We start from the raw sequence: 23,724 nt of genomic DNA, 5'->3' as shown, positions 1-23,724 counted from the left end.
TAGGAAATATGTTTCGCATTTTTTTAAGTTAATTTTTATATATTGGTGATAGTGTCTTAGCATCATACCTTTTGACACAATAATTAACTATTTAACTTTACCATTTATGTAGAAATAACCACTATAAATCTTAGTTTTGCCTACCAATCGATAAGCTCTTACTTTATAATAATAGGTTTTTTTACTAACAAGCTTGGTGTTAGTAAACGTTGTTTTAGATGTGGTTGTTAATTTTGAATATGTACCATTTTTTGATTTTGCTCGATACACTTCATATTTTGTTGCTCCGCCAACACCCTTCCAAGATAGTGTCACTGCTCCTTTTTTGGTGGAGGAAAACGCTACCTTGGGTGCTGGTAATGAGGCTTTCACGGAATATACACTTGAATAATTACCATAAATCGTTATTGGTTTTACATTTTTCATTGATGGAGCTGCGGTACTATAAGCTCTAACCTTATAATAATAAGTTTTGCCGTTAACTACTTGGGAATCCACAAAACCAGTGCTTCTACTTGACCCAATTTTGGTATAGGTTCCGTATCTTGATTTCGATCGGTAAATATAATAGCCATATGCACTGGTAGCTTTCTCCCAATTAATTTGAATCTTATTATAAGCGATCGATTTTACCCCAAGCTTAGTTGAAAGCTTTAGAATTTTACTAACATCAGTGAGCTTTGTATGGTAAAAGAATGCTGTTGCATCTGTCTTACTACTCTTTTTTATTGTTCTGGTATGATAAACTGCTCCATAGGTAGGAACTTGATTATCACATATATTCATTAATGTTTTTTCTTTATTCGCCCATCCCATGAAGATAAAGGTATGAGTTGAGTGACCTCCCAGTTTGTTACCACTCGAATCAGTAGTAAAGCAAACGTCACCGGGTTGTAATAGATTAAGATTCATCTCTCTAGTCCAACCTCTTGCTTTTAGATGCATCTCAACTCGCTCGGTTCTGGCCGTCCCGGTAGGAATGTTCACACCAATTCTACGTAACGCTTCACTTGCTGTATAAGCACAGGTATTACTTTTCACGCCGTTATGTAACTCAACTGCCCTCTTATATACACTGTCTCTGTTTTTAAGTACAGACATATAGGTAACTAGCTTAGATCCTATGGTTCCATCCAGCGTTTTAGCAGTAATAACCGGAGCAAAACTACTATACTTTCCTGTTTTGCTATTATAAGATCTGATCTTATAGTAATAAGTTGTTCCTTTTTTCAAACCACTATTTGTGTAGCCTGTGGTCTTAACTGTAGCAATCAGCGTATAGCTCCCATTGCTCTTATTGCTTCGATATATCTGATAATCAGTGGCATTTTCTACACCATTCCAGAAGAGATTAATTGCAGTATAACTTTGTGCATTCGCATACTCTCCTGTAGGGAGTGTCGGTAACCCAGTTACATTAACCGTAACCGATACGATGAGTGCTCCATCCTCGGTTGTTGCAGTAATGGTTGTTGTACCAATACTAAGTGCTTTAATTACTCCGTCACCATCCACCGAAGCTACTGTAGGAACACTGCTTGTCCAGTTTATGTTCTTATTCGTTGCATTGGATGGGATAAAAGTCACCGTCGGTTTAAATGTATCGCCCGCCGATAGATCTACTGAGGTTTTATCTATCTTGATTCCTGTTAAGGATATATATGCTTCGGATGGAATATGATTCCACGGATTGGTAAATCCACTTTTCTTGGGATTATAATAAATCTTAAGATTTGACGAAGAATTCAAGAATGCATTTTCACCAACAGTTGGTGCATTTCCTAAAAATCGAATACTTTCAAGATTGGGACAATTACTAAATGCATTAGCTCCTATGTATGTAACACTCTCCGGAATTATAATCGACTTTAAAGTATCTGACGCTTCAAACGCATTATCGCTGATACCTAAAACCGTTTTATTGTCGATTACCATCGGTATAATTAAATCAGTATCACTCCCGGAGTATCCATTTATTTCAATACTCTCTGCATCATCCGGAACTGCCTGATATGTAAAATTCCCTGTCGCAGCAAATGCTGTGTTAGGAACCACAGTCATCATAATAAATATGGCCAATGATAAAAAGATTGGCTTTAGTAACATCTTCAAATTTTTCACTTTTTCCACTCCCTCAAACAATTATATATCTATTATGACATAATTCATCATAAGTTGTAAATATGTAAATTAGGCCCATGGCGTACTTATTTAAGAAAACCCGCATTCGAAAAGCTGAGGGATTAAACCTTCTCGAAAACAGGCTTTGTAATGAATTTATATTGTAGCCGAATGAAAAAAACTTTTGCAACATGAGTAATAACTATGTTGCAAAAGCTCTACTTCAATTAACTATTTAAAATCACGCTTTACATGCTCGTATATTTTTTCGTAAAGAAGAATAGCGATAGGAATAATCATCCGTAACAAAATATATATTCAGTCCCTTTTCATATACCTTGGATACAACATATTCTTCGCCGTTTTCTGAATTTACCAAAATTACATTTAAGCGTCCGTTTGTAATTCTATGTTCTACATAGTGCTTATCCGTTAACGATAACTTATTCGTCAGATATAAATCACTAACATCTTTCTTAACGATTAAATAAAATACTTGTAAGACAAAACAAACTCCCAGCAAAATGATTATAATAACATCCACCATACTACTCCTCCTATTTAACGCCAAGCTTAATGTTTAATATATATATATTATTTTAAAGTCATTGTCTCTTTGTTATCCTATACTTATTACTCTATTAAGCGATTCTGATCAAATCACCTTCTTACTAAATATTCATTTTATTACAACAGCCTCTTGGTTGTTTTTAATTTCATCTAATATCTTTTTTGCACTGAATGCATAGTATGTGGTATTTCCATTTTTTGATACATATTCCAATGAATTCACCGCTTCCTTTAACTGATTATTCTGTACATAGAATTCAGCCAAGTTATACATTGCAATAAGTTTTAATAATAAACGTTTCTCATTATTAAATTTATCAATAAAATACTCCTCAATTCCCTCGTTATTACCATTCAACAAATTAGATTTCTGCTGATTAATTTCAAAAAGATTAATAAACTCCACCATTTTTTGAGTAGGCAAATTCAAATCCTGAATTTTTGTCTTTAATTCCTTAAATGTTATATTTGCGTTGTTCGCATCCTTCATAAGAATATACAAGGTCATAAGCACGCTATCAAACATAATCTGATCTGCCAAACTCATATTAAAATAATCTATACTATGTAAGGTCTGTTTCGCTTTTTCGAATTCTCCGCCATGCAGATATCCAGTTAGTAAATTAAGCGTAACCGTATTCTTATATTTCCCTTTTTTATACTTAAGCAGTACTTTTTCATAAAGAGTGATGTAAGAACGGGAATCACATTTATCAATCAGTAATGACCGAATATCTCTTGCCCTGATTGTCGCTAACTGAGCCGCAATATAATAAGATATGATTACCCAAATCAAAAACAATAGTACGCTAAATACCCACTCCATATTACTATCTGGTCTAAATCCAAAAAGCGGAAGAATTCGCATACCTGATATCTCAAGCCTGACACTAAATAACATAAGACACAATACTCCTATAATCACCAATAAAAAAAACATGATCTTAGAAGCGTTAAATATCCTCACCATATATTGTCCATCCTTCCATTCCAGAGAATAAAATCCTTGATATCTGCATTCCGTACCACTTTATGGTAGCAAATTCAATAGATTTCGACAATATACGAAAACATGAACGTTAGTTTTTACTGCATGAACGTCATTTTTTAATAATTATGAGCAAGCGTTTGGTTACTAATATCCATACGTAAGCGCATAAACATGAGATAATGTCCAAAAAATATGCTGTAGATTCGCTTGACGCAAAACCTACAGCATACTTTTATCCCCAATCCAATAATAGACAATATACTAAGTTAATATAAGCACATACAATGCGGCTTCTGTTACGCTGTTCTATTTTGCAATTTACCCGCAACTAGTGATAAAACCACTACCAAATGTGCGATCAGTATTATACAAGCAATATCTTTGTACCCAAATTGAAAACTTATCATCTCTTGCATAATTTCAATAATGTATATAATAAGTGCAATTTTTTTATAAAATTTCACTTCTGTATTACTAAGTTTTTTATATACATTTTGTATCGGAGCCATTCGTAATATAACCAGGCCTAAAACAATCTCAGCCAAAGCGAATAATACCGTATGGTCTAGCGAAACCATGAACTGTGTAATGTAAATCGCAGCTATAATTACCGCATTTGATAATAGAATGCATTTCCATGCTTTATTTGCATGATATCCTCCCGCAAAGCTTCTTAAGGGGATAAATGCAACCAGAAATGCCATCGCGATAACCACTTTTCCTAAAAGCAAGCCTATCACGATTGAAATTGTTAAATTAATTAATACTTCTATCATCAATATATACCCATAACGGAAAACACCGATATCCTCTTCTTTGATAAGCCCAATTGATGATTGTTTTCGTAAGTAAGATTCAATTAGTTTATCAGTCATTCTTTAGTCTCAAAATTTCTTGAAGCGATTTGCTGCTTCCGGAAATTCCGGTTGATGGAAAGTCCAGATGCACGCCGCATTGGCTGTCTGTGCCACTAATACTAGTGCAATACAGTTAACTAAACCTACGAGTTTCATTAAAAAATTTTTCTTCTTAATCATATGAACTCCTCCATTTAATTTTTTCTTAATTTTACTAATTAAATTGTAAATCGACAATAGGGGCGGCGTGTTTTGCAGTCTGATGGGCGTATTTTGTAAAAAAGAGTAAGAGGCTGTTGCAAAATATATGCAACAGCCTCTTACTCTATCGTTATCTTAATTGATTGGTATCACTAAAATAGCCGTAAATTGTTTATCTCCGGCGATGCATTCTATATAACCACCATACTTCTTCGCTGTGTTTTTCACACTTTCAAGTCCAATACCATGTAGCTCTTTCTCCCTTTTGGTTGTGAGAAACCTCCCTTGCTCCATCTTTACTACTCCGTTGTAATCATTCACGATTTTAATTACATTAAAACCATCATTATTAACGAATATACGTGTCATTACCTTTCTCTGTTCCTGGTTTTGACTTGTGGCAGTCATCGCATTATCAAGCAAGTTCCCCAGCATCACGATAATATCAGGTGGTGTGATGGAGGAAAATTTCACACCCGGTTCAACATATACATCAAAATCAATCGCCATTTTCTCCGCTTCGGATTTTTTCTCACTTAGGATCGCATTCATAGTGTGATTATCACAGTATAAGATTGTTTCATTCTGCTCCAACTTGATATTCAGCTCATTGAGTATCCCTTGAATCTCTCCTCCATTATCACCCTGAGCTAATTGTCCGATTGTCTTTAAATGATGACTTGTATTATGTATAAATTCTTTATATTTTTCATTCAGATGTTCAATCTGGTCGTAGTATTTCAGATCCATGCTTTGTTTTGTAATGATAAGCTCCTGCTGCATTCCGCGCTCCATTTGCTCGGAATATCGATTAAATACATAGAACATGATAATATTACCAAGTAGTAGAAATGCAAAGCAACCTACCAAAACACTTTGCAGTGTTAAGTTCTCACTAACATCAAGCCCTGAATAATAGGTTGAAAGCATAATGCCTATGCTCGATACCGGAACCATCAAATACATTAAGAAGGTCTGTGCGTTCATCCTCTTCTTCGTATTCTTTGGAATTTGCTTTACAATTAAAAATATAATATATGTTAATAGCTTGAGAGTAAAAAACTGCCATGGCATTGAAGCAAGGCTAGTTACACTACTTTTCCCTTGAACATACGCGGGGATATTTAATAATATCGTAAATAAGAATTCACATGCAAACATTATGATATATGCCAGTATAAAATATCCGAATCGTATCCAGACACTACCCTCAAAACAAGTAAATATAAACATAATAAATATTACGGGTACAAATATCAAGTTAATGGTTGGTCGATCAAGATAATTCACACAATATAATAAAAGTATCGTAATTAAAATAAGGATTTTACGTGCAATTGTATTGCTCCATAGTCTCTTAACACCAAAAAACTGATGAAAGAAATCATAGAGTATGTAAATCTCAAATACACACGACAAAAGTAAAATTATTTGATTTAACCAGATCATCATTCGTCTCCTATTCGTACTTTAATGCTAAATTAATGGCAAATGCTTTCTTTAGCTCTTTTTCTTTTGATCTGGCTATTGTCAAAGTTGTCCCATCAATCAATTCCAGTTCACTTGTTGTCTTTCTTTTAATATAATTCAAATTAACTATATAACTATTATGCGCATATACAAAGCCGTAATCTTTTAATAATGAATATAAATCCTTCACTTTTTCTTTACTTCTTGTATATTTTTCAGCTCCCTTCGTAATCTTATCGGGACAGATATAGATGTCCGATCCACGCTTTGAAGTTGATATATATAAGATTTCGCTTGGTTTTAATCGAATTACATTGTATAGGTAGCTCCCAACAATATCCGGTTCCTTCTTTAAGCTCCTGATCCGTTCCAGTATTGGTTTCATTTCACAGAGCATACGGTTATCGCCATATTGTTTCAACAAATAGCGAAAAGGTGTCACTTCAAATGATTCTACGGTTGGTTTTACTTTCCCGGAACAAAAGACCAAGGTTGTATGTGCGTATTTCTCACGAAACAATCTAGCGGTTTCATTCCCATCAAGCTGATCCATCTGCATATCCAAAATCAATAAATCATAGTCAATACTATAATCCAGATTACGGATCAGCTCTTCTCCAGAATGATACTCATAAAATGTTACTACTTCCTCCGATAATCCATCTGCCAACATGATCTTTTTCATATAATTGATAAAGTTTTTATCATCATCACAAAGTGCTATATGATACATTTATTGCCTCACTCCTCTACATTTAATATGAACCAAATAATCTATTGGGGAAGAAATTAAGTATTCCTATCGAATTATATCATAATACGCTGTAATAGAACAGTAATCCTTGTCCGAAATAGTGATTTTCTATAATAATTTTATATCTTTGCTTTGCATATTCCTATTCGAATACATTGATACAATGATTATTAAATAATAAAAAAGATGCTATATGATTTCCGGATATTGCTCTTACCCTAAAATCACTATAGCATCTATCATATTATATATTTCTCGTCTATCTAGCTGCCTTAACCTCGGTTACAATGTCTACCTTTTGGGAGAGAATATCCGGTTTTTGCTCCTCGATAAAGAATATATTATCCATAAGATCTTTCGGCAAAAAGCAGGCAGGGTTATCTAGTATTTTCTGATCCAGTTTTGTCTTCGCTGCATCGTTTAAGCACAGGTATGGGAATGCTTGCGTTAACTCTGCTGATATGTCAGGCCGAAGCAAGAAGTTGACAAACAGCTGCGCTTCCTTCTTATGTTTACTTCCCTTAAGCAGTACAAAATTATCCACACTTAAGGAAATCGGAGACTCCTTCGCAACAATTTCAAGATCCGGATTTTGTTCCATAGCTTGAGCTGCATCACCACCATACATATGCCCGACTGCAACCTCGCCCCTTGCTAACATGGTTCTGCCATCCACGGTGGAAGGGAATGCTTTAATATTCGGATTCATCTTTACCATATAATCCTTGGTTTTGGCTATCTGATTCTTGTCTGTTGTTAACGGATCAAAACCCAGCCCTTCCAGGCCAAGTGAAGTAATTGTCTCGTTGTCATCCATTATAACTATTTCATTCTTTAATTTTGGATTCATAAAATCATTCACACTGTTAACAGTAACCCCTAAATCACCAAGCATTTTCTTATTTCCAACGGTAAGTGTTACGGTTCCCATATAAGGAATGGTGTATTTATTCCCGGGATCATATTTGGGGTTCAGATAGGAGGGATTAATATTTTTAAGATTGGTAATTGCATCTTTATCATATGGCTCTAATAAATCATTGCCTTCCATAACCTTTATAAAATAGTTGGTAGGTACGGCAATATCGTATGTACCCTTTTTCCCGGCAACCAGTTTTGCTAACATCTCATCATTGGATTCATAAGTTGTTTCAACAACCGTTATGCCGTATTCTTTTTTGAATTTCTTCAAAACATCTTTAGACATGTACTCTGTCCAGTTATACAGATAAATAGTCTTTGCATACCCATCCTTTGTCTTCTCTTCTTTCTTTGCACACCCGGATAGGGCTGTACCTAGGACAAGCAAGGTTAATAATACTACACTGACATGAACTGCTTTTCTTTTCATCTCTACCGCTCCTCTCTCATCGAACTCATGGATTAGGTCTGAGTCGATTAAACAAATAATTTAGTGATTCTATAATTTCAGCCTCCGTAAGTTCGAAATACGAATTATCTTAGCTGCATTATACTATTTGTGATAAACTTCTTTCCCGTCAATAAAGCACCTGATTACTTGTGTATTCGACAGTTGATCACTTGAAATCGTGAATAGATCCTGATCTAGTATTACAAAGTCTGCCTTTTTCCCTACTTCGATGCTCCCGGCTACCCTTTCCAACTCCATTTGATAGGCTCCATTTGACGTAATTGCCTGCATCATCTGTTCCACGGTTACCGCTTCGTTCTCATTCAGAGGTTCCATATCTGCAAAACCTGCTTCTTTACGTGTAACCGCTGTCTCCAGCGCGGCCAACGGATCGCAGTGATAGGTTACCGGCCAATCGCTTGCCTGAGTCACCACTATTCCATGATCAAAAAAGGATTTCATCGGGTACTCCTTCTCCGCTCTCTCCTTACCCAAATACGGAGTCTCTAAGCTGTTAAAATAAAACGGATTCTTATAATGCCAATATGGGTTAGTCACTGCAATGATGCCCAAATCCTTAAAACGCTTAAACTGATCCTCACTAAGTATTTGAAGATGAGTGATACAATTTCGGATGTCTGTTCTTCCACATACACGATATGCTTCTTCAAACCCAACTAAGGCAGAATCGATTGCCGCATCACCGATTGCATGAACATGAATCGGAATATTATAAAGAGCAGCTTTTACGAATAAAGTATTCAACTTCTCCTGTTCCCACATATTATAGCCGCGATCATCCGGCGTATCATAATATGGTTCCCTTAAATATGCCGTATGTCCCTCAATCACACCATCAATAAACACTTTTATTCCCATAAGCATAAAATGCGATCCGGAGTAGTTTTGTCTGTAATATTGCACCTTATATAGACTTTGATCAATATCATCACCGGGATCCATCGTAATTCCTGCTCGTATCTGGCATATCAGCTTATGTTCCAGATCTAGTTCATGATAGGCCTTAATTCTAATATCAGTATCCTTTTTATCATTCATGATAGGTTCATAACAGCTCACCACACCGAACGAAAAAGCCATATCCTGATACCTAAGTATGGCTTCTTTGTATTCCTCAACTCCATAGCGGGGCAATATCTCTTTTGCAATATCCATCGCTTTTTCCTTTAACCACCCCGTTGGTCTTCCATTCTCTTTGTAACACACGATTACACCATTTTTAATCTCTGTGGAAGAATCAATTCCTGTTAGCTTCATTACCTTCTTATTTACCCATGAAGAATGACAATCCTCTGAATCCAGAATAATACATTTATTATTACTGACTGAATCCAGTAACTCGGCAGTAGGACCCATATGGCCAAATACACCATTTTGAAATCCTCTGCCAATGATGTATTCCTGATCCGGATGTTCCTTAATATAATTCCGTACTGCATTGATACAGCTTTTCGGTGTGTCCAGTCCAAACAGATTTACTCCGTGATAAAGATCAATGCCGGAGCATACATGCGCATGACCCTCAAACATTCCCGGTATAATTAGCTCGTGCTTCAGGTCGTAGACCTTCGTATGTTCATCCTGCCAGATACTCATCTGCTCTGAATCTCCGACATAGATGATCATCCCGTCTTTTACAGCAAACATTTCCGGAAAATGCTTTGTGTTAATTCCGTTGTAGATCTTACCCTTAACTATCAAATCTGCTTTCATATAATACACACCTTTCACTTTATTCCTGACTTTCTTTCAACCTCTTCTTTTCCAAGTTATTCTGTATCTGCTGTGCAGTCAGATAGATAATAATCGTAGCAACTATCATTATCGTAGAAAGTGAATAGACATCGCTTGTAATCTTTCCTCTTGTCATACCGTATACCTTAATTGGAAATGGGGTATCCCCGGCGCCTGCAACAAAGAAGCTGATCACAACATCGTCAATAGATAGTGTGAATGCAAGCATGGCTCCTGATATAATACCAGGCGCTAACATTGGAATTGTAACCCTCCAGAGCGTTCTCCACTGGTTTGCTCCAAGATCCATTGCCGCCTCTTCAATCGAAGCATCAAAGCCATCAATTCTTGCACGAAGTGTAAAGATTACAAACGGTACACAAAAGGTTACATGAGCAAAAATCAACGTAATCATACTTAACTGAAATCCCAGGAATGTAAAGGTAGCAAGGGATGCGATACCGATGACCAGTTCTGGAATTACGATTGGTATATAAAGCAGCCCATTTATCATGGACTTGAACTTAAACCGATAACGATGCATACCAATCGTTGCCAATGTTCCAATGACAACTGAGATCAAAGTACTGTAAATCGCTAGCTTTAATGTAAATATCAAACTATTCAACAAATCTCCGCCCTGAAGTATCGTTTTATACCACTTCAGGGAAAAGCCTTTAAAGATGATATTGGTGTCGTTCCCATTAAAAGAATAAACAACAACCATGAATATCGGTAAATACAAGAACAGATACACTCCACATGCAAACAGGATTGACGGGGTACTTAAATTCTTTTTTTTATGTTTTTTCATGCACAGCCTTCCTCCCTTCGCATTACATCATATCTTCAATCTTACCAACCCTTGTATACAGCTTCATAACAATCAAGGTAAATACAATCATAGCAACGGAGAAAGCTGCTCCAAGAGGCCAGTTCCTTGCTGAGAGGAATTGATTTTTAATCAAATTGCCAATCAGTGTGGTATTACCGCCTCCCATGATATCAGAAATATAAAATGCTCCCAGACTTGGAATAAACACTTGAATCACACCCGCAAATACACCCGGAACAGTCAAAGGAAATATCACTCTGAGAAAGGTCTTCACCCTAGTTGCCCCTAAATCCTGTGCTGCTTCAATTAAATTGTTATCGATTTTTGATATCGAAGTTAAAATCGGAAGTACCATGAACGGAAAAAATGCATACACCATACCAAATAAAATTGCTCCATCCGTAAACATCATCTCAATCGGTTTATGTATGATTCCAATTTTCATCAATAACGTATTAATCAGTCCGGTATCTCTCAGTACATTCGTCCACCCGTTCAAACGGATTAATCCATTGATCCAAAATGGAAGCATAATCAATAACATACAAAATCCCTTCCACTTAGAACTCACTTTACTTAGGATATAAGCAAACGGATATGATATAATCAAGCACCAGACACTGGTTTCGAAAGCAAGAATCAAGGATTTTACTGCAACTTTTAGATAAATCAACTTGAGCATATCCTTATAATTAAACAGGGAGAACTTCCAGACGATACCACCAAAGATCCCTTTTTGTGCGAAGCTCATTGCAACAGCATACATCAATGGTAAAAGCAGAAATGCAAAAAGCCAAATAGCAGTCGGCCCTACCATAACAGTAATCGGTAAAAACTTTTTCTTTCCTTTTTTCCTACCATTTATTTTCATAGCTACGAACCTACTTTCTGATTTGTGATTATTCTTTCGATGATTGCATTAATGAAAGTCCCTGCATATTACCGTCTGCCTCATCAATCATGTCATAAAGTTTATCTTCTCTAGTATGCATGATAACTGCCTTGCCCTCATTCCAATATAGATAAACCAACGCACCCACCTGCAATGTATCACTCTCCGGTAGATTAGATATTTTTATTTGCTGTCCATTTGCCAATTCCACCGAAGTTTTGATCATGGAGCCGATATAAATATGTTCCTTTACTACACCGCATAGCTCAAAGTTTTCCACCGGATGATTACTGCACTTCATATTCTCCGGACGAACCGACACATATACCATCTCTTCCTCAACAAAGCCACTGCCCTTTGAAAATACCCTGCCACATTCAAATACAAGATCAAAACCATCCATCTTCATGTTATTAATATATGCTTCAAAAATATTTGACTCTCCAATAAAATCAGCAACAAATTTAGTTTTTGGATTTTCATATATATCTTTTGCCGAACCAACTTGTTCCAGTACGCCGGAATTCATGACCACAATTCGATCACTCATCGTCAACGCTTCCTCCTGATCATGAGTAACATAGATAAAGGTAATTCCCAATTTCTTTTGCAAATGCTTCAATTCAATTTGCATTTGTTTTCGAAGCTTTAAATCGAGTGCACCGAGCGGTTCATCCAGCAACAATACCTTGGGGTTATTCACGATTGCTCTGGCGATTGCAACTCTCTGTTTCTGTCCACCGGATATCTGATTTGGCATTCTCTTTTCAAAGCCGCTCAGCTGTACCAAGGATAGAGCTTCCATCACCTTTTCCTTGATTTCATCTTTTTTCATCTTCTTCTCGACCAATCCGAAGGCAACATTGTTGAACACATTCATATGGGGGAATAAAGCGTAGCTTTGAAAAACTGTATTAACATTACGAAGATATGGCGGTTTTCCCTCCATATCATGGTTTTCTATATATATCTTTCCTTCGGTAGCATCCTCAAATCCGGCAATCATACGGAGTGTGGTGGTTTTCCCACAGCCGGAAGGACCCAGTAATGTTAGAAATTCGCTTTCATAAATATCTAGATTCAGTTTTTTTACAACCTCATTATCATCATAGAATTTCACAACATTCTCAAGCTTTATAATTGTTTGTTTTTCCAAATTATCTGCCATTTTAGCCTCCTATAGATCCTAATGTTATAGGATTTTTTCACCTCTTTCACCGGTACGGATTCTCATTACATCGTCCATATCTGAGATAAACACTTTTCCATCGCCCACATTACCGGTTGACAGTTTTTCATGAATTTCGGTTAAAATTTCCTCCAGATCCTCATCCCAAACGACTGTCATTACATAAAGCTTCGGTAATAGATTTGCCTCCAGCCCTAACTCTTCAAACTCCTTAATAACCCCTTTCTGGTGACCACACCCCATCGCTGTCATTACCGTCAATCCGCTGTATTCATTTCTCGCTAATATCTTCTTTAACACATCCAGTTTTTCCGGTCGAATAATGATCTCAATTTTTTTCATTCTTTTCCTTCCTTTCCCATGAACACAAAAACAAGGCGAAAGAATCAAGCTGACTCCTTCGCCTTGTTTTTATGTAAGTTTAATATTTACGAATCATTTCCTCGAATACGCTATCTCTTTGGTACTGCTCATCGTATTCTGAATCCTTCTCATGAATCGCTGCCGGGAACTCATAGTCCCTCATCTTCATCATGAACGGATCCGGATCAAACGATTCCGGTCCATATACACCGGGTTTATACCATATCCCGTTTGCTATCAGATCAAGCATAATCACTGCTCCAACAGCAGTCTGTGCTACAACGGATGAGGTTCCGTATTTCTTAATACATTCCTGATTATCCGCTATCTGGTAGATGTATACAGATCGGTTCAAACCGTTCTTCTTACCTGTAACCCAGGTTCCTGCGCAACCCTTACCCACCATGCTGGTAGCTGTTTCCAGCGGAGAAGGTGCTACGATACTTAAGAAATCTCTCGGTGATATCATGGAATCTCCAACCTTGATCATTCTGCTTGGATTATCCATTCCTAATGCTTCAACATTCTTTAACATGGTTCGAAATTGTGGAGATACGCCGTATTTGAAAGTTACCCTGTTACAATCAATCTCTCTCGGTATCAGTACGACCTCTTCATGTTCCACATTGATTACTTCCACACGACCGATGCCACCCGGGAAGAAAAATTCTTCCGGCTCGGAAAAGCTCTCGGTACAGAACCATCCTCGTTCTTTCTCCCATATGATTGGTGGATTCAAGCATTCCTCAATCGTTGTCCAAATGGAAAATCCAAAAGATACATCCTGACCGGGTACTACATAATTGTCACCATCTCGAATGTTGACCTCATCGATTTCATCAAATAGATGCTTTGCAGCGTATTTAGCAAATACATCCGCAACACCGGGCTCCACACCGGAACCGATCAGTGCCATATTATCTGCTGCCTTCCACTGCTCATGCTGGGTAAATTGTTTATCACCCAATTTCACGTTAGGTAATTCATAAGGTTTTTCCGGATGCTTCTGTGACAATGTCATTGCACAATCCATGTAACCGACACCGGCTTCATAAGCGGCATCAAATATCACTTCATTTAAACTAGGTGCTACACAGTTAAGGACAAAAGTACAATTGTACTTTTTCACCATTACGATGATATCTTCCTTATAGGCTGCGTTTAACTGTTCTGCAACAAATCTGTCGTCATCAACTATTTTCTCAACATCCTTCGCCCTTTGTAAATCATAGTCCGCCATAACCATCTTCTCAAGCCATTTTCCTCGATCACCGGCTCTTTTAATGATCATAACAGCGGATTGACCTACTCCGCCTACTCCGATTAGTAATAGTCTCATACGATTTCCTCCTCTAATTCATCAACAATTCATGTTTTTGATAGATTTAGGATATCATTTACAACATTACAGTACAATAATTCAGAAAATTTTGCACAAATACATCCATTATTTGGCTAATAAGTCCTGAAATATATGGATAAATAATGCAATATTATGTCCATCGATGGTAGCTACCGCATAAATGTCATATATAATTGCACGATTGTCGCATCCTATAAAACCCGCTCCAAAGTGAATAGCTCCGCACGATTTTGTTGTACGGTCAAACTTCGGTGAATACTCTCAAAAGATTCGAAAAACTCGATGCATAAATCAGGATAGCGCCCCCAGTTAATGCTCTTAATATCTTCATCACTGATATAATCAATATCGGTTACATTCTTAATATAGGTCTCCATCTTTTCCTGCTGACTGTATAGGGAATACTGCTTGAGCAGATATCTTTTTCCCTTGAGATTAATGATATTTAGAGCGGCCTCCTGCTTTGCCAGATTATCTTCTTTGCAATTAAAGATTAATATAGCCAGCTTATTATGATCTTTAGTCACAAGATAACTGTCCCCGCTCATAATTACCTGGGTACCCAGTTTATTCAGAAGGCTGTATACAAAGTATAGATTACTCTTTAACCCACGCTGATCCAGCAATATCTCAAAATAGTTCTTCATCTGTTTCTTATGAATCAAAAGGTCTCTGATTAAAGAGATACCCGAAGCATCCGATTGCTGTAAAGCGATCTCTTCTTTACCAGAACCCGCTTCTTCAAACTCCAGGCCGATATACTCCGTGATGGAATGAACGATTTCTTCAATAATTCCTTTGAAATTCCGCTCATTTTCTTCTTTCGTGATAAAGAAAACCAGCTGCCAATTACTCATCTCATTATCATTGTATTTTAGTCTATAATGGAACAGGAATTTTTGAATCAGATTCATAAAGATTTCATCATCCATGGTACGATTCATAAACCCAAGCTTTGGATAAACATTCATTTCCTTCATCTCTTCAATCAGTCGGTCGAGCTCGTTCCAATCGATTTTCACCGGTTTTCCGGGCAAATATTCAATGAAGCTGCTATGTAATACATCCATAATATACATATATTCGAATCCAATTTCCTGTTGCAACATCTTAATCCGTTCGCTATTCCAAAGGGAGGATTTATTATTATTGGTTGATATGATAATTTCCTTTTTCCACTCCTTCTTAAGACTTATCGCCTCCTTACGTCCATAAAAATCGATGGTAAGATCAATGACATTGTCATCCCCTTCTTTCAACTGGTTATCGAGGTATTGGATAATTTTATTATTCAGTAATTCATTGAATTTTATGGTTTCAAAGAAACTTGTCACTTCAAAGTCTGTTTCAGAGACATTATGACGATTTCGATTGCGGTATTCGAGAGGTGTACAATGAAAAAACTGCAGAAAATAATTCTTAAAATACTTCGGGTCGGAGAAGCCACATTCCTCAGAGATCCTAGTAATACTTTTATCCGTGGTAAGCAAGGATTTCATCGATTGCTCTGCTCTCGTCTGATTCAGCAACCGCTCAAAGCTTAGCCCCATTGTGCTTTTTATAATATGGGATAGGTGAGACTTGCTTACATGAACATAATCTGCCACCTCTTCCAAGGTAATACGCCGGTTATAATTGTTATACATATATTCGTATGCTTTCCAGATTCTCGAGAACTGATCCTTGTTCTTAAAGCTCTTGGAATTTTTCTTCACCATATTGTAATTATCAATCAATACAGCTAGAAGCGAGCTGGCGTTATAGATAATTCGATTCTGATAATCAACGTTCTTATTCTTTATTTCAATCAACATCTGAGCGATACGCCGCTTGATATCACGAGAAAGAGCGGAATTTTCCGCTGAATTGATGGAATCATCGTCGATAAATACGATATACTCCATCTCCATAAAGAACTTCTCGTAATACATCAGGTCAATATTGAGGGATAGATAGATGCTTTTCTCTGTTTCAATCATTACGCTATGAAGATCCTCCGAATTAATTAAAAAGATATCATCCTCCTGAAGCTCATAAAATGCATTATTCATCTGAAGCTTAACCTTGCCCTTTAGAATGCAAAGTATCTCAAGATCCTTATGCCAGTGCAACGGCTCTTCTTCCTTCTTAACCACAATTTTAACCGGAAAACGCAGTCCATAGATGCTCTTCACCTTCTGCTCCTTCATTCGTCTTCCTCCCTTCTCCTAATTCAGATGTTGTATATTGTACTTTCAAATGCGCGAAAAGGGGCTCCTATACTAGGAACCCCTTTGTTTATTATAGATATTATATTCGTATGTTTACTAAGTATCAAAAACCTGATAATTATTAATTACCACCAATTTGCATGACTTAATTATAGCGCAATTATATTCGAATCCAGTGACAATGTCAATATTTCACTTTATCAATTTGAAAAATGTGGTATGAATCAATAATGGAATTAACTGAATAGCAGAATTATCATAATCGTGGCGGTGATAAATAAGAGCGGTGCCCATAAAACATAGAATGTTTATCACTCATCTATTCTTCTATTTGCACACATTTACCGGATTTCCTTCCAGATACGCATACACATTATCAAAGACGATTTTTGCTCTACGCGCCATCGCCTCCTCTGAGATAAAGGCAATATGTGGTGTTAAGAAAGTATTCTTCGCATGAAGTAAAGGATAATCCTCCGGAATCGGAGGCTCCATATCAAATACATCGATGCAGGCAAAGCCAAGGCGGTCTTCATTCAACGCTTTTGCAAGTGCAGAGTTATCCACGATCGGTCCCCTAGCGCAGTTAACAAATATGGTATTCTTTCTCATCAATGCTATCATATTTTCACTGATAAAACCTCTGGTCTGAGGGTTAAGCGGCATATTCAGAGATACGATATCACTCTGTGATAATACCTCCTCTAAACTCTTATATTCGATTCCCATACGAAGTGCTTCTTCAGATTCACTACGATTATAAGCGATTACTTTCGCACCAAATGCCTGGAATAACTGAGCGGTTCTTAATCCGATCTTACCTAGGCCAATAATGCCGACGGTACGTCCTGCAATCTCGCGTCCTCCATTACCCATGCTTGTACCTCCTTCGCGAACAGTGACATTTGCACGTGTCATATTCCGAAGTGCACTGATGGTCATTCCGATAATCAGCTCCGCAACCGTTTCATTCGAATAACCGGCTGAATTACTGATTAATACATTCTTACTTTTGCACGCCTCTACCCCGATATGATCAATTCCGGTAAATGCTACGGATAGCATCTTTAGAGCATCCGATGCTTCCACTACCTCCGCCGGGTATGGATTGTTTGCAATCATGATGATATCCTGATTCTTGGTACGCTCTTTCAGCACCTCTACCTCGGTTGTTTTTGTATCATAATAAGTAAAGCCATGTCCCTGATTAATAAAACCTGCTGCTAATTCCTGTATAACCTCTTTTGATACGCCTATTGGCTCTAATAAACTGATATTCATATTATCCTCCCACTATATAAAATTTGCAAAGATTGATGCACCTATCACCGTTAATAATCCGGTTACCGCGATGGACAAGCTGCTCATCGCGCCCTCTATTTCACCGATCTCCATTGCTCTTGCAGTTCCAACTGCATGTGCCGAGGATCCAATGGCTATTCCTTTCGCAATCGGTTCTTCGATGCGAAATATTCTACAAACCGTCTCTGCAATAATATTACCCAATACTCCGGTGATGATAATGACCGCAACTGTAATTGTCACAATTCCACCTAATTCCTCGGAGACTCCCATTCCGATTGCGGTGGTGATGGACTTTGGCAATAAGGTAACATACTCCTTATGATTCAGATGGAACAACAACGCAAGCACAAGGACACAGCTTAAACTGGTTAAAATACCGGACAGAATGCCTGCCATAATTGCCTTCGCATTATTCTTTAGTTGTTCCAGCTGCTCATATAAGGGTATTGCAAGACATACCGTAGCAGGAGTCAAGAGATAGCTTAAGTATTTTGCCCCCTCATTATAGCTTTTATAATCAACCTTCAGAAGCAGTAATACCAAAATCACTGCACAGGTTGAGAATAATAACGGATTCATCAACGGGTGATTCCACTTTTTCTTAAATACCACACCAAGTTCATAACTAAGAACACTAATCATCACTCCAAAAAACGTGGAATTGCTTAACATCTCCTTCATGACTTCTTCCCCTTCTCTAATCGAATTACTAACTGTGTTATCCTTCCAGAGACCACCATAACAAGAATTGTGGATATCACCGTAATAATCATAACCGGTACAACAATTCCTTGCAGGATATGCCAGGAATCAAGCAACCCGACTGCTGCCGGTATAAACATCATTGGCATAATCTCGATAAAAAACCTTCCTGCTTCCTTCACTGAACTTAATGGTATGATCTTTGTCTTTAGTGCTACCAGCATTAACACCAGTCCATAGATACTTGAAGGTATCTGTAACGGAATAAGATATTTTAGTACTTCTCCCAGAAAAGTAACTGCTAATATAATTGCGAATTGTCTCATGTATTTCATAACTGTCCTCCCGGTGTTTCAACAACTTAATGTATTACAAGTAAATGTATTATCATGAACAATGAAGAAACAAACCAGTCCGGTAGATTAACCGGAATGATTTGTTTCTTTCGATTGATACTATCAACTTCATATTACTATTTTACATTTTCACTAATTAATTCTTTTATTGCCGCGTTCGCATTATCCTTATATAGTCCACAGTGATAGGATATGATATTCTGCACGTCCAGTTTGGCAAATTTTTGAAGGGACTCGTTCGCTTCCTTCATATCATAGGTATACACCGGATTTGCTCCAATCAAGCGTCCCTCATGAATATTCATCGAGTCTCCGGTGATCAGGGTTTTACTTGGGACATGGTATAACGCAATATGCCCGTGGGTATGTCCCGGTGTATGAATCACTTGAATTCCACCACAGAACGGAAGAACTTCACCATCTAAAACAGTTCTATCAACTTCACATTTTGTAGCAGCAAATCCTGCCTTAAGCATATTATAGAAGCCTTTTTTATTCTCCGGAAGGTTGTCCAAATTCGCTTCCAATTGCGCAAGCTTAATCGGGGTAAGCTCCCCTGTAATATATGGCTTCTCATTCTCATGAGCAATTACTTCTACTTCTCCACCTAGCTCTTTCACGATAGGTGATAAGGCGCCCACATGATCAATATCCTGATGTGTTAGGATTATCCTTGTAATTTTATTCAGTGATAAATCCAACTTAACGAAAGCATCTCGAAACTTCTCAAGGTTTCCGGGATATCCAGTATCAATCAGCACAACCTCCTGATCATCATGGATGAGGGTAGGGTAAATATAGCTGACTCCTCCATTCATCTCATTGGGTATCTCCAACATCTCTATCCCATCTGCTAATTTCATATACAAAACTCCTCTCTTAGGTACGATAAGCAACTTCAATCGTTGACGAATTGTTTAATATTATAAAACTTCTTCTTTGTTTTGTATATTAAATTATTAATTAATTTTAGCTCGGTGATACGATGCAACATATAATTTTTTAGTACCATACCAATATTTAAACAATGATTTATTTGTTATAAATGAATATGATGCTTCTTACAAATATCCTGTAACAGTAATTCACACCCCTGATATACTTCATCATAGGTCTGACCGAAATCTCCGGTATACCAAGGATCAGCAATATCCCTTGGAAAATATGTATAATCCAGCAACCTTCGTACCTTCCCCATGGAATCCGAACCAATAATCCGATTAATATTAGCGACATTTCTCTGATCCATCGCAATAACATAATCATAATCCTTGTAGTCCTTCACGGTCATCTGTACTGCTCTTTTTCCTTCCGTCGAAATACCTAGACCCTCCAGGATTTTTCTCGTACCACGGTGAACGGTATTCCCGATCTCTTCTCTACTGGTAGCAGCAGAAGCTATATGAAACTGTTCACTCAGACTCTTATGCTTTACCATATCCTTAAATACAAATTCCGCCATTGGGGATCGACAGATGTTGCCGTGGCAGACGAACAGGATTTTTATCATGGTTGGTATATCTCCTTTTAAGTTGGTATAACCCTTATTTTACAAGGGTTTTGTTCATTATTGAAATCATTGTTTTTGTCTATTTCTTTGTTTCACTTTGCTTCTTTTTGCATCGTTTTCTCTTCAAAAGGTGTAAAAAAGGTGTAAAATACAACACACCTTACACCTCGTGTTTTCATCTTTTTCGACATCTTCAATGATAACATCTCTTTGCTTGGATCCTCATATCCAATATGGGTGTACGTATTAAGCGTGACTCCAATCTCACTATGTCCCATAAGATACAGTAATGATTTTGGATTCATTCCTGATTTCGCCATGTTAGAACAGAACGTATGTCGACATACGTGTGGAGTCACCTTTGGCATCTCGTCGTTGTATATGGCTCTACCTGAACTTTTACCTTCTACTTATGATGGTATGAAAGCTCCCTTACCTCCTCTGTCGTAGGAATACATCTCTTTCCACTAGAGGTCTTTGTTTCTTGAATGATATATTCCATATCCCTTTTCCGATGTAACTGATGATTCACCATAATTCTTAATAGAAGATGATTTGGGTAATGCTATAAACTTGGGTTGAGCTGTCTCATTATTCATTTCATATCGTTTGATCCACTTGTAAAAAGTAGGATAGGGTATTCCTTTTCTTGGCACCAGGTTGTTTTTGGCTTACCGCTAGAGAGAAACTCTTTAATAAGTAATTCCTTTTCACTTTTGGTCTTTAGCTTTGCTGTTTGCACTGTAGCTACCTCCAAAATTTATTTGAATCTAGTATAGTGCAAACAGTTAATTATAAATAGGCGCTGATGAATTTACGCTTACATTCATGATGCAATCCTTTCATTTTAGGGCATAAGAAAACAGCCACACCGGTTGGCATGGCTGTATGTTGGGAAGATATTGTGTTAATATGACACAAACTCATGTAACTAACACGATAGTAGTTTAGTAATTTACATAAGCTGAACTAGACAATAAAATTCAATTTGGTCAAGGTTTCCACGTAGATCCATCACTAAACCATACCTTAATAATAGATATCTTGCATTTCTTTGCATCATCACTCACCCAATAAGTTCCATCGTCATAAGTATAAGCATCTATATTATCATTGATATAGTAATAGTCATATGGACTTCTTAACTTTTTGCCTCTATTGTCATACTGTATAATATTAAAGGTGACATAAGTTATCCTCTTATTTGTATTATTAAAAATCTTAAGATAACAATCGTTATAGATATTTTCTTCATACACAGATATAACACTAGCTGTTACCGGATTCACAACCTGAACTTTAGTCACTAACTTCTTTCCATCTTTTAAAGTACAAGTAATTGTACAGGTTCCATTTTTCTTTCCCCTCACTTCACCTTTACTATTTACCGTAGCAATCTTTTTATCTGATGATGTCCACTTAACTGAGTTCTTTACTGCTATCGTCTTAAGGGACCGACTATACCCTTTGGCAATTTTTATATTTGTAGCATTTAACTGTGGTTTTACCGTGCCCTTAACAGTAATATCAAATTCACCCATAGTATCGTAATAGATGTAATACGTTCCTGCCTGTAGAGTAATGGTTTTAGTAGTACTTTTACCAGCAGAAACAAATTTCTCCCATAATTCGTTATAACCCTTATCTTGTAATACTACATATAAGCTTTCGTATTCATCACTACTACCACCAAAATAGGCTGATATGGTGACGGTGCATTTACCATTTAATATAATTTTCTTAGTAGAATTCCCTCCATTTTTACTTGCAATCCTATAGCTTAGTACTTGTCCTGTTTCTGGTATATAAGAAACTTTAACTGTACATTTTAACGTTTTACCATTTCTAGTTGCAGAAATAACCACTTTTCCGGGAGCTACCCCTTTAACAACCCCTCCGGAGGTCACAGTCGCTACTTTCTTATTACTTGTTTTCCATTTAATCTTACCTGTTCCACCAAGCACCGATAATTTGGTGCTTTTCTGTACATATATTTTACTGCTATTAACATTCAATTCCATAGTACGAACTGTTACTTTACACATCACTTTATGTACACCCATACTGGCTGTAATGGTCGTAGTTCCTTTTTTCTTTGCAGTCACTACTCCTGAAGATGATACAGTAGCTACTGTATTATTACTGCTAACCCATTTTACATCACGAACTCCATAACTATTAGGAGATACTGTGACTTTTAACTGATAAGTTTGAGGCATATGTAGAGTTACATATGATTTACTTATATTATAAACAGGATCCTTCACCGTTATCTTACAGCCTAATGTTGTCCCTCCTATACCTGCTTTAATGTAAGTAGTTCCCTTTTTCACTGCAGTTATCTCACCCGTACTAGAAACTGTAGCAACCTGATTATTATCAGAACTCCAAACTACATTGGGTATTGTTGCATTTGTTGGTTGTACATTTACAGCTAACTTAGCTTTATTACCTGTATAGATTATTTTAGAAGCTTCACTGATACTATAAAAAGGATGATTAATATCTATTATTCTATTATGTGTTACTCTTAATGAATATTCAAAGTCAGAATACTCATCAGTAAATAGTGTAAAACTATATTTTCCTGGTTCTAGAGTAACGTCATAACTCTCCTCATAAAAACATATATCCAGGTTCCGAGAATAAACTTCTACCCCATTACTTTCATCCTTAATACTTACATGAGCCTCTCCATAGGTGTCATCTAAAAATCTCAGTTTCACAACTGATGCACTATCCAGAGTGAAATGATAAGTCTTACTCCCATCCCAATTCAGGTAACCAACATCATCAATTAAGGTACCAGTAGTCGCTGCTTTTGCACCAAGGCCACTAAGACCAATTAGTACGCTGAAGCACAAGCAAACTGCCATAATAATTCTTGTAATTTTTACTCTCATTTTCA

General features: G+C 37.0%; 23 protein-coding genes. All 23 read right to left on the bottom strand.

The genetic code is table 11. The features are described from left to right. Positions 1-87 precede the first annotated feature (87 nt). Positions 88-2,121 (bottom strand): leucine-rich repeat domain-containing protein, encoded by a 2,034-nt coding sequence (locus AC6IWN_RS01450; RefSeq protein WP_497990352.1) that lies wholly within the window; start codon positions 2,119-2,121, stop codon positions 88-90. A 241-nt stretch (positions 2,122-2,362) separates the two neighbouring features. Then, entirely contained in the window at positions 2,363-2,668 is a 306-nt protein-coding gene (locus AC6IWN_RS01445) for a hypothetical protein (RefSeq protein ID WP_497990350.1), read from the bottom strand. Positions 2,669-2,800: 132 nt separating this feature from the next. Beyond that, on the bottom strand, positions 2,801-3,592 hold the full coding sequence (locus tag AC6IWN_RS01440; RefSeq protein WP_497990348.1) for a hypothetical protein: 792 nt from the start codon (positions 3,590-3,592) through the stop codon (positions 2,801-2,803). Between the two features lie 386 nt (positions 3,593-3,978). Further along, positions 3,979-4,557, bottom strand: coding sequence for an accessory gene regulator ArgB-like protein (locus tag AC6IWN_RS01435; protein ID WP_497990346.1), 579 nt, complete (start codon positions 4,555-4,557; stop codon positions 3,979-3,981). Between the two features lie 9 nt (positions 4,558-4,566). Next, on the bottom strand, positions 4,567-4,719 hold the full coding sequence (locus AC6IWN_RS01430) for a cyclic lactone autoinducer peptide (RefSeq protein ID WP_497990344.1): 153 nt from the start codon (positions 4,717-4,719) through the stop codon (positions 4,567-4,569). 156 nt (positions 4,720-4,875) lie between these two features. Further along, positions 4,876-6,189, bottom strand: a complete 1,314-nt coding sequence (locus AC6IWN_RS01425) for a sensor histidine kinase (protein ID WP_497990342.1) — start codon at positions 6,187-6,189, stop codon at positions 4,876-4,878. A gap of 10 nt (positions 6,190-6,199) precedes the next feature. Beyond that, positions 6,200-6,943, bottom strand: coding sequence for a LytR/AlgR family response regulator transcription factor (locus tag AC6IWN_RS01420; RefSeq protein ID WP_497990340.1), 744 nt, complete (start codon positions 6,941-6,943; stop codon positions 6,200-6,202). Positions 6,944-7,223: 280 nt separating this feature from the next. After that, the gene (locus AC6IWN_RS01415) at positions 7,224-8,315 is read right to left on the bottom strand and encodes a polyamine ABC transporter substrate-binding protein (protein ID WP_497990338.1); all 1,092 of its coding nucleotides are present in this window, start codon (positions 8,313-8,315) and stop codon (positions 7,224-7,226) included. A 123-nt stretch (positions 8,316-8,438) separates the two neighbouring features. After that, a complete protein-coding gene (locus AC6IWN_RS01410) occupies positions 8,439-10,070 on the bottom strand; it encodes an amidohydrolase (RefSeq protein WP_497990336.1) in 1,632 nt (543 codons plus the stop codon). 19 nt (positions 10,071-10,089) lie between these two features. Next, positions 10,090-10,905 carry an ABC transporter permease gene (locus tag AC6IWN_RS01405; protein ID WP_497990334.1) on the bottom strand — a complete coding sequence of 272 codons (816 nt, stop codon included), beginning with the start codon at positions 10,903-10,905 and terminating at the stop codon, positions 10,090-10,092. A gap of 22 nt (positions 10,906-10,927) precedes the next feature. Beyond that, positions 10,928-11,797 (bottom strand): ABC transporter permease, encoded by an 870-nt coding sequence (locus AC6IWN_RS01400; RefSeq protein ID WP_497990332.1) that lies wholly within the window; start codon positions 11,795-11,797, stop codon positions 10,928-10,930. A gap of 28 nt (positions 11,798-11,825) precedes the next feature. Then, positions 11,826-12,986, bottom strand: coding sequence for an ABC transporter ATP-binding protein (locus tag AC6IWN_RS01395; RefSeq protein WP_497990330.1), 1,161 nt, complete (start codon positions 12,984-12,986; stop codon positions 11,826-11,828). Between the two features lie 24 nt (positions 12,987-13,010). Further along, entirely contained in the window at positions 13,011-13,349 is a 339-nt protein-coding gene (locus AC6IWN_RS01390; RefSeq protein WP_497990328.1) for a P-II family nitrogen regulator, read from the bottom strand. Between the two features lie 79 nt (positions 13,350-13,428). Then, entirely contained in the window at positions 13,429-14,709 is a 1,281-nt protein-coding gene (locus AC6IWN_RS01385; protein WP_497990326.1) for a saccharopine dehydrogenase family protein, read from the bottom strand. Positions 14,710-14,924: 215 nt separating this feature from the next. Then, positions 14,925-16,922, bottom strand: a complete 1,998-nt coding sequence (locus tag AC6IWN_RS01380) for an AraC family transcriptional regulator (RefSeq protein ID WP_497990324.1) — start codon at positions 16,920-16,922, stop codon at positions 14,925-14,927. Between the two features lie 348 nt (positions 16,923-17,270). Then, positions 17,271-18,224, bottom strand: a complete 954-nt coding sequence (locus tag AC6IWN_RS01375; protein WP_497990322.1) for a 2-hydroxyacid dehydrogenase — start codon at positions 18,222-18,224, stop codon at positions 17,271-17,273. Positions 18,225-18,236: 12 nt separating this feature from the next. Then, on the bottom strand, positions 18,237-18,929 hold the full coding sequence (locus tag AC6IWN_RS01370; RefSeq protein ID WP_497990320.1) for an LrgB family protein: 693 nt from the start codon (positions 18,927-18,929) through the stop codon (positions 18,237-18,239). Beyond that, on the bottom strand, positions 18,926-19,285 hold the full coding sequence (locus AC6IWN_RS01365; protein ID WP_497990318.1) for a CidA/LrgA family protein: 360 nt from the start codon (positions 19,283-19,285) through the stop codon (positions 18,926-18,928). Before AC6IWN_RS01365 ends, AC6IWN_RS01370 begins: the two co-directional genes overlap by 4 nt. Positions 19,286-19,422: 137 nt before the next feature. Further along, the gene (locus AC6IWN_RS01360) at positions 19,423-20,169 is read right to left on the bottom strand and encodes an MBL fold metallo-hydrolase (RefSeq protein WP_497990316.1); all 747 of its coding nucleotides are present in this window, start codon (positions 20,167-20,169) and stop codon (positions 19,423-19,425) included. Positions 20,170-20,345: 176 nt separating this feature from the next. Beyond that, positions 20,346-20,816: a low molecular weight protein-tyrosine-phosphatase gene (locus tag AC6IWN_RS01355; RefSeq protein ID WP_497990314.1), complete on the bottom strand. Its 471-nt coding sequence runs from the start codon at positions 20,814-20,816 to the stop codon at positions 20,346-20,348. Positions 20,817-20,908: 92 nt separating this feature from the next. Then, entirely contained in the window at positions 20,909-21,136 is a 228-nt protein-coding gene (locus tag AC6IWN_RS01350; RefSeq protein WP_497992156.1) for a hypothetical protein, read from the bottom strand. 275 nt (positions 21,137-21,411) lie between these two features. After that, the gene (locus AC6IWN_RS01345) at positions 21,412-21,558 is read right to left on the bottom strand and encodes a hypothetical protein (RefSeq protein ID WP_497990312.1); all 147 of its coding nucleotides are present in this window, start codon (positions 21,556-21,558) and stop codon (positions 21,412-21,414) included. A 250-nt stretch (positions 21,559-21,808) separates the two neighbouring features. Then, positions 21,809-23,719, bottom strand: coding sequence for an Ig-like domain-containing protein (locus AC6IWN_RS01340; protein ID WP_497990310.1), 1,911 nt, complete (start codon positions 23,717-23,719; stop codon positions 21,809-21,811). Between the last annotated feature and the right edge of the window lie 5 nt (positions 23,720-23,724).

This window comes from Variimorphobacter sp. HTMS_6 (assembly GCF_059717775.1).
This window is presented reverse-complemented; position numbering and strand designations above follow the sequence as displayed.

Excerpts from the sequence above, each read along its gene's own strand:
- AC6IWN_RS01445 (WP_497990350.1), bottom strand. The coding sequence starts at position 2,668 with ATGGTGGATGTTATTATAATCATTTTGCTGGGAGTTTGTTTTGTCTTA.
- AC6IWN_RS01440 (WP_497990348.1), bottom strand. The coding sequence starts at position 3,592 with ATGTTATTTAGTGTCAGGCTTGAGATATCAGGTATGCGAATTCTTCCG.
- AC6IWN_RS01435 (WP_497990346.1), bottom strand. The coding sequence starts at position 4,557 with ATGACTGATAAACTAATTGAATCTTACTTACGAAAACAATCATCAATT.
- AC6IWN_RS01430 (WP_497990344.1), bottom strand. The coding sequence starts at position 4,719 with ATGATTAAGAAGAAAAATTTTTTAATGAAACTCGTAGGTTTAGTTAAC.
- AC6IWN_RS01425 (WP_497990342.1), bottom strand. The coding sequence starts at position 6,189 with ATGATCTGGTTAAATCAAATAATTTTACTTTTGTCGTGTGTATTTGAG.
- AC6IWN_RS01420 (WP_497990340.1), bottom strand. The coding sequence starts at position 6,943 with ATGTATCATATAGCACTTTGTGATGATGATAAAAACTTTATCAATTAT.
- AC6IWN_RS01415 (WP_497990338.1), bottom strand. The coding sequence starts at position 8,315 with ATGAAAAGAAAAGCAGTTCATGTCAGTGTAGTATTATTAACCTTGCTT.
- AC6IWN_RS01410 (WP_497990336.1), bottom strand. The coding sequence starts at position 10,070 with ATGAAAGCAGATTTGATAGTTAAGGGTAAGATCTACAACGGAATTAAC.
- AC6IWN_RS01405 (WP_497990334.1), bottom strand. The coding sequence starts at position 10,905 with ATGAAAAAACATAAAAAAAAGAATTTAAGTACCCCGTCAATCCTGTTT.
- AC6IWN_RS01400 (WP_497990332.1), bottom strand. The coding sequence starts at position 11,797 with ATGAAAATAAATGGTAGGAAAAAAGGAAAGAAAAAGTTTTTACCGATT.
- AC6IWN_RS01395 (WP_497990330.1), bottom strand. The coding sequence starts at position 12,986 with ATGGCAGATAATTTGGAAAAACAAACAATTATAAAGCTTGAGAATGTT.
- AC6IWN_RS01390 (WP_497990328.1), bottom strand. The coding sequence starts at position 13,349 with ATGAAAAAAATTGAGATCATTATTCGACCGGAAAAACTGGATGTGTTA.
- AC6IWN_RS01385 (WP_497990326.1), bottom strand. The coding sequence starts at position 14,709 with ATGAGACTATTACTAATCGGAGTAGGCGGAGTAGGTCAATCCGCTGTT.
- AC6IWN_RS01380 (WP_497990324.1), bottom strand. The coding sequence starts at position 16,922 with ATGAAGGAGCAGAAGGTGAAGAGCATCTATGGACTGCGTTTTCCGGTT.
- AC6IWN_RS01375 (WP_497990322.1), bottom strand. The coding sequence starts at position 18,224 with ATGAATATCAGTTTATTAGAGCCAATAGGCGTATCAAAAGAGGTTATA.
- AC6IWN_RS01370 (WP_497990320.1), bottom strand. The coding sequence starts at position 18,929 with ATGAAGGAGATGTTAAGCAATTCCACGTTTTTTGGAGTGATGATTAGT.
- AC6IWN_RS01365 (WP_497990318.1), bottom strand. The coding sequence starts at position 19,285 with ATGAAATACATGAGACAATTCGCAATTATATTAGCAGTTACTTTTCTG.
- AC6IWN_RS01360 (WP_497990316.1), bottom strand. The coding sequence starts at position 20,169 with ATGAAATTAGCAGATGGGATAGAGATGTTGGAGATACCCAATGAGATG.
- AC6IWN_RS01355 (WP_497990314.1), bottom strand. The coding sequence starts at position 20,816 with ATGATAAAAATCCTGTTCGTCTGCCACGGCAACATCTGTCGATCCCCA.
- AC6IWN_RS01350 (WP_497992156.1), bottom strand. The coding sequence starts at position 21,136 with ATGGCGAAATCAGGAATGAATCCAAAATCATTACTGTATCTTATGGGA.
- AC6IWN_RS01340 (WP_497990310.1), bottom strand. The coding sequence starts at position 23,719 with ATGAGAGTAAAAATTACAAGAATTATTATGGCAGTTTGCTTGTGCTTC.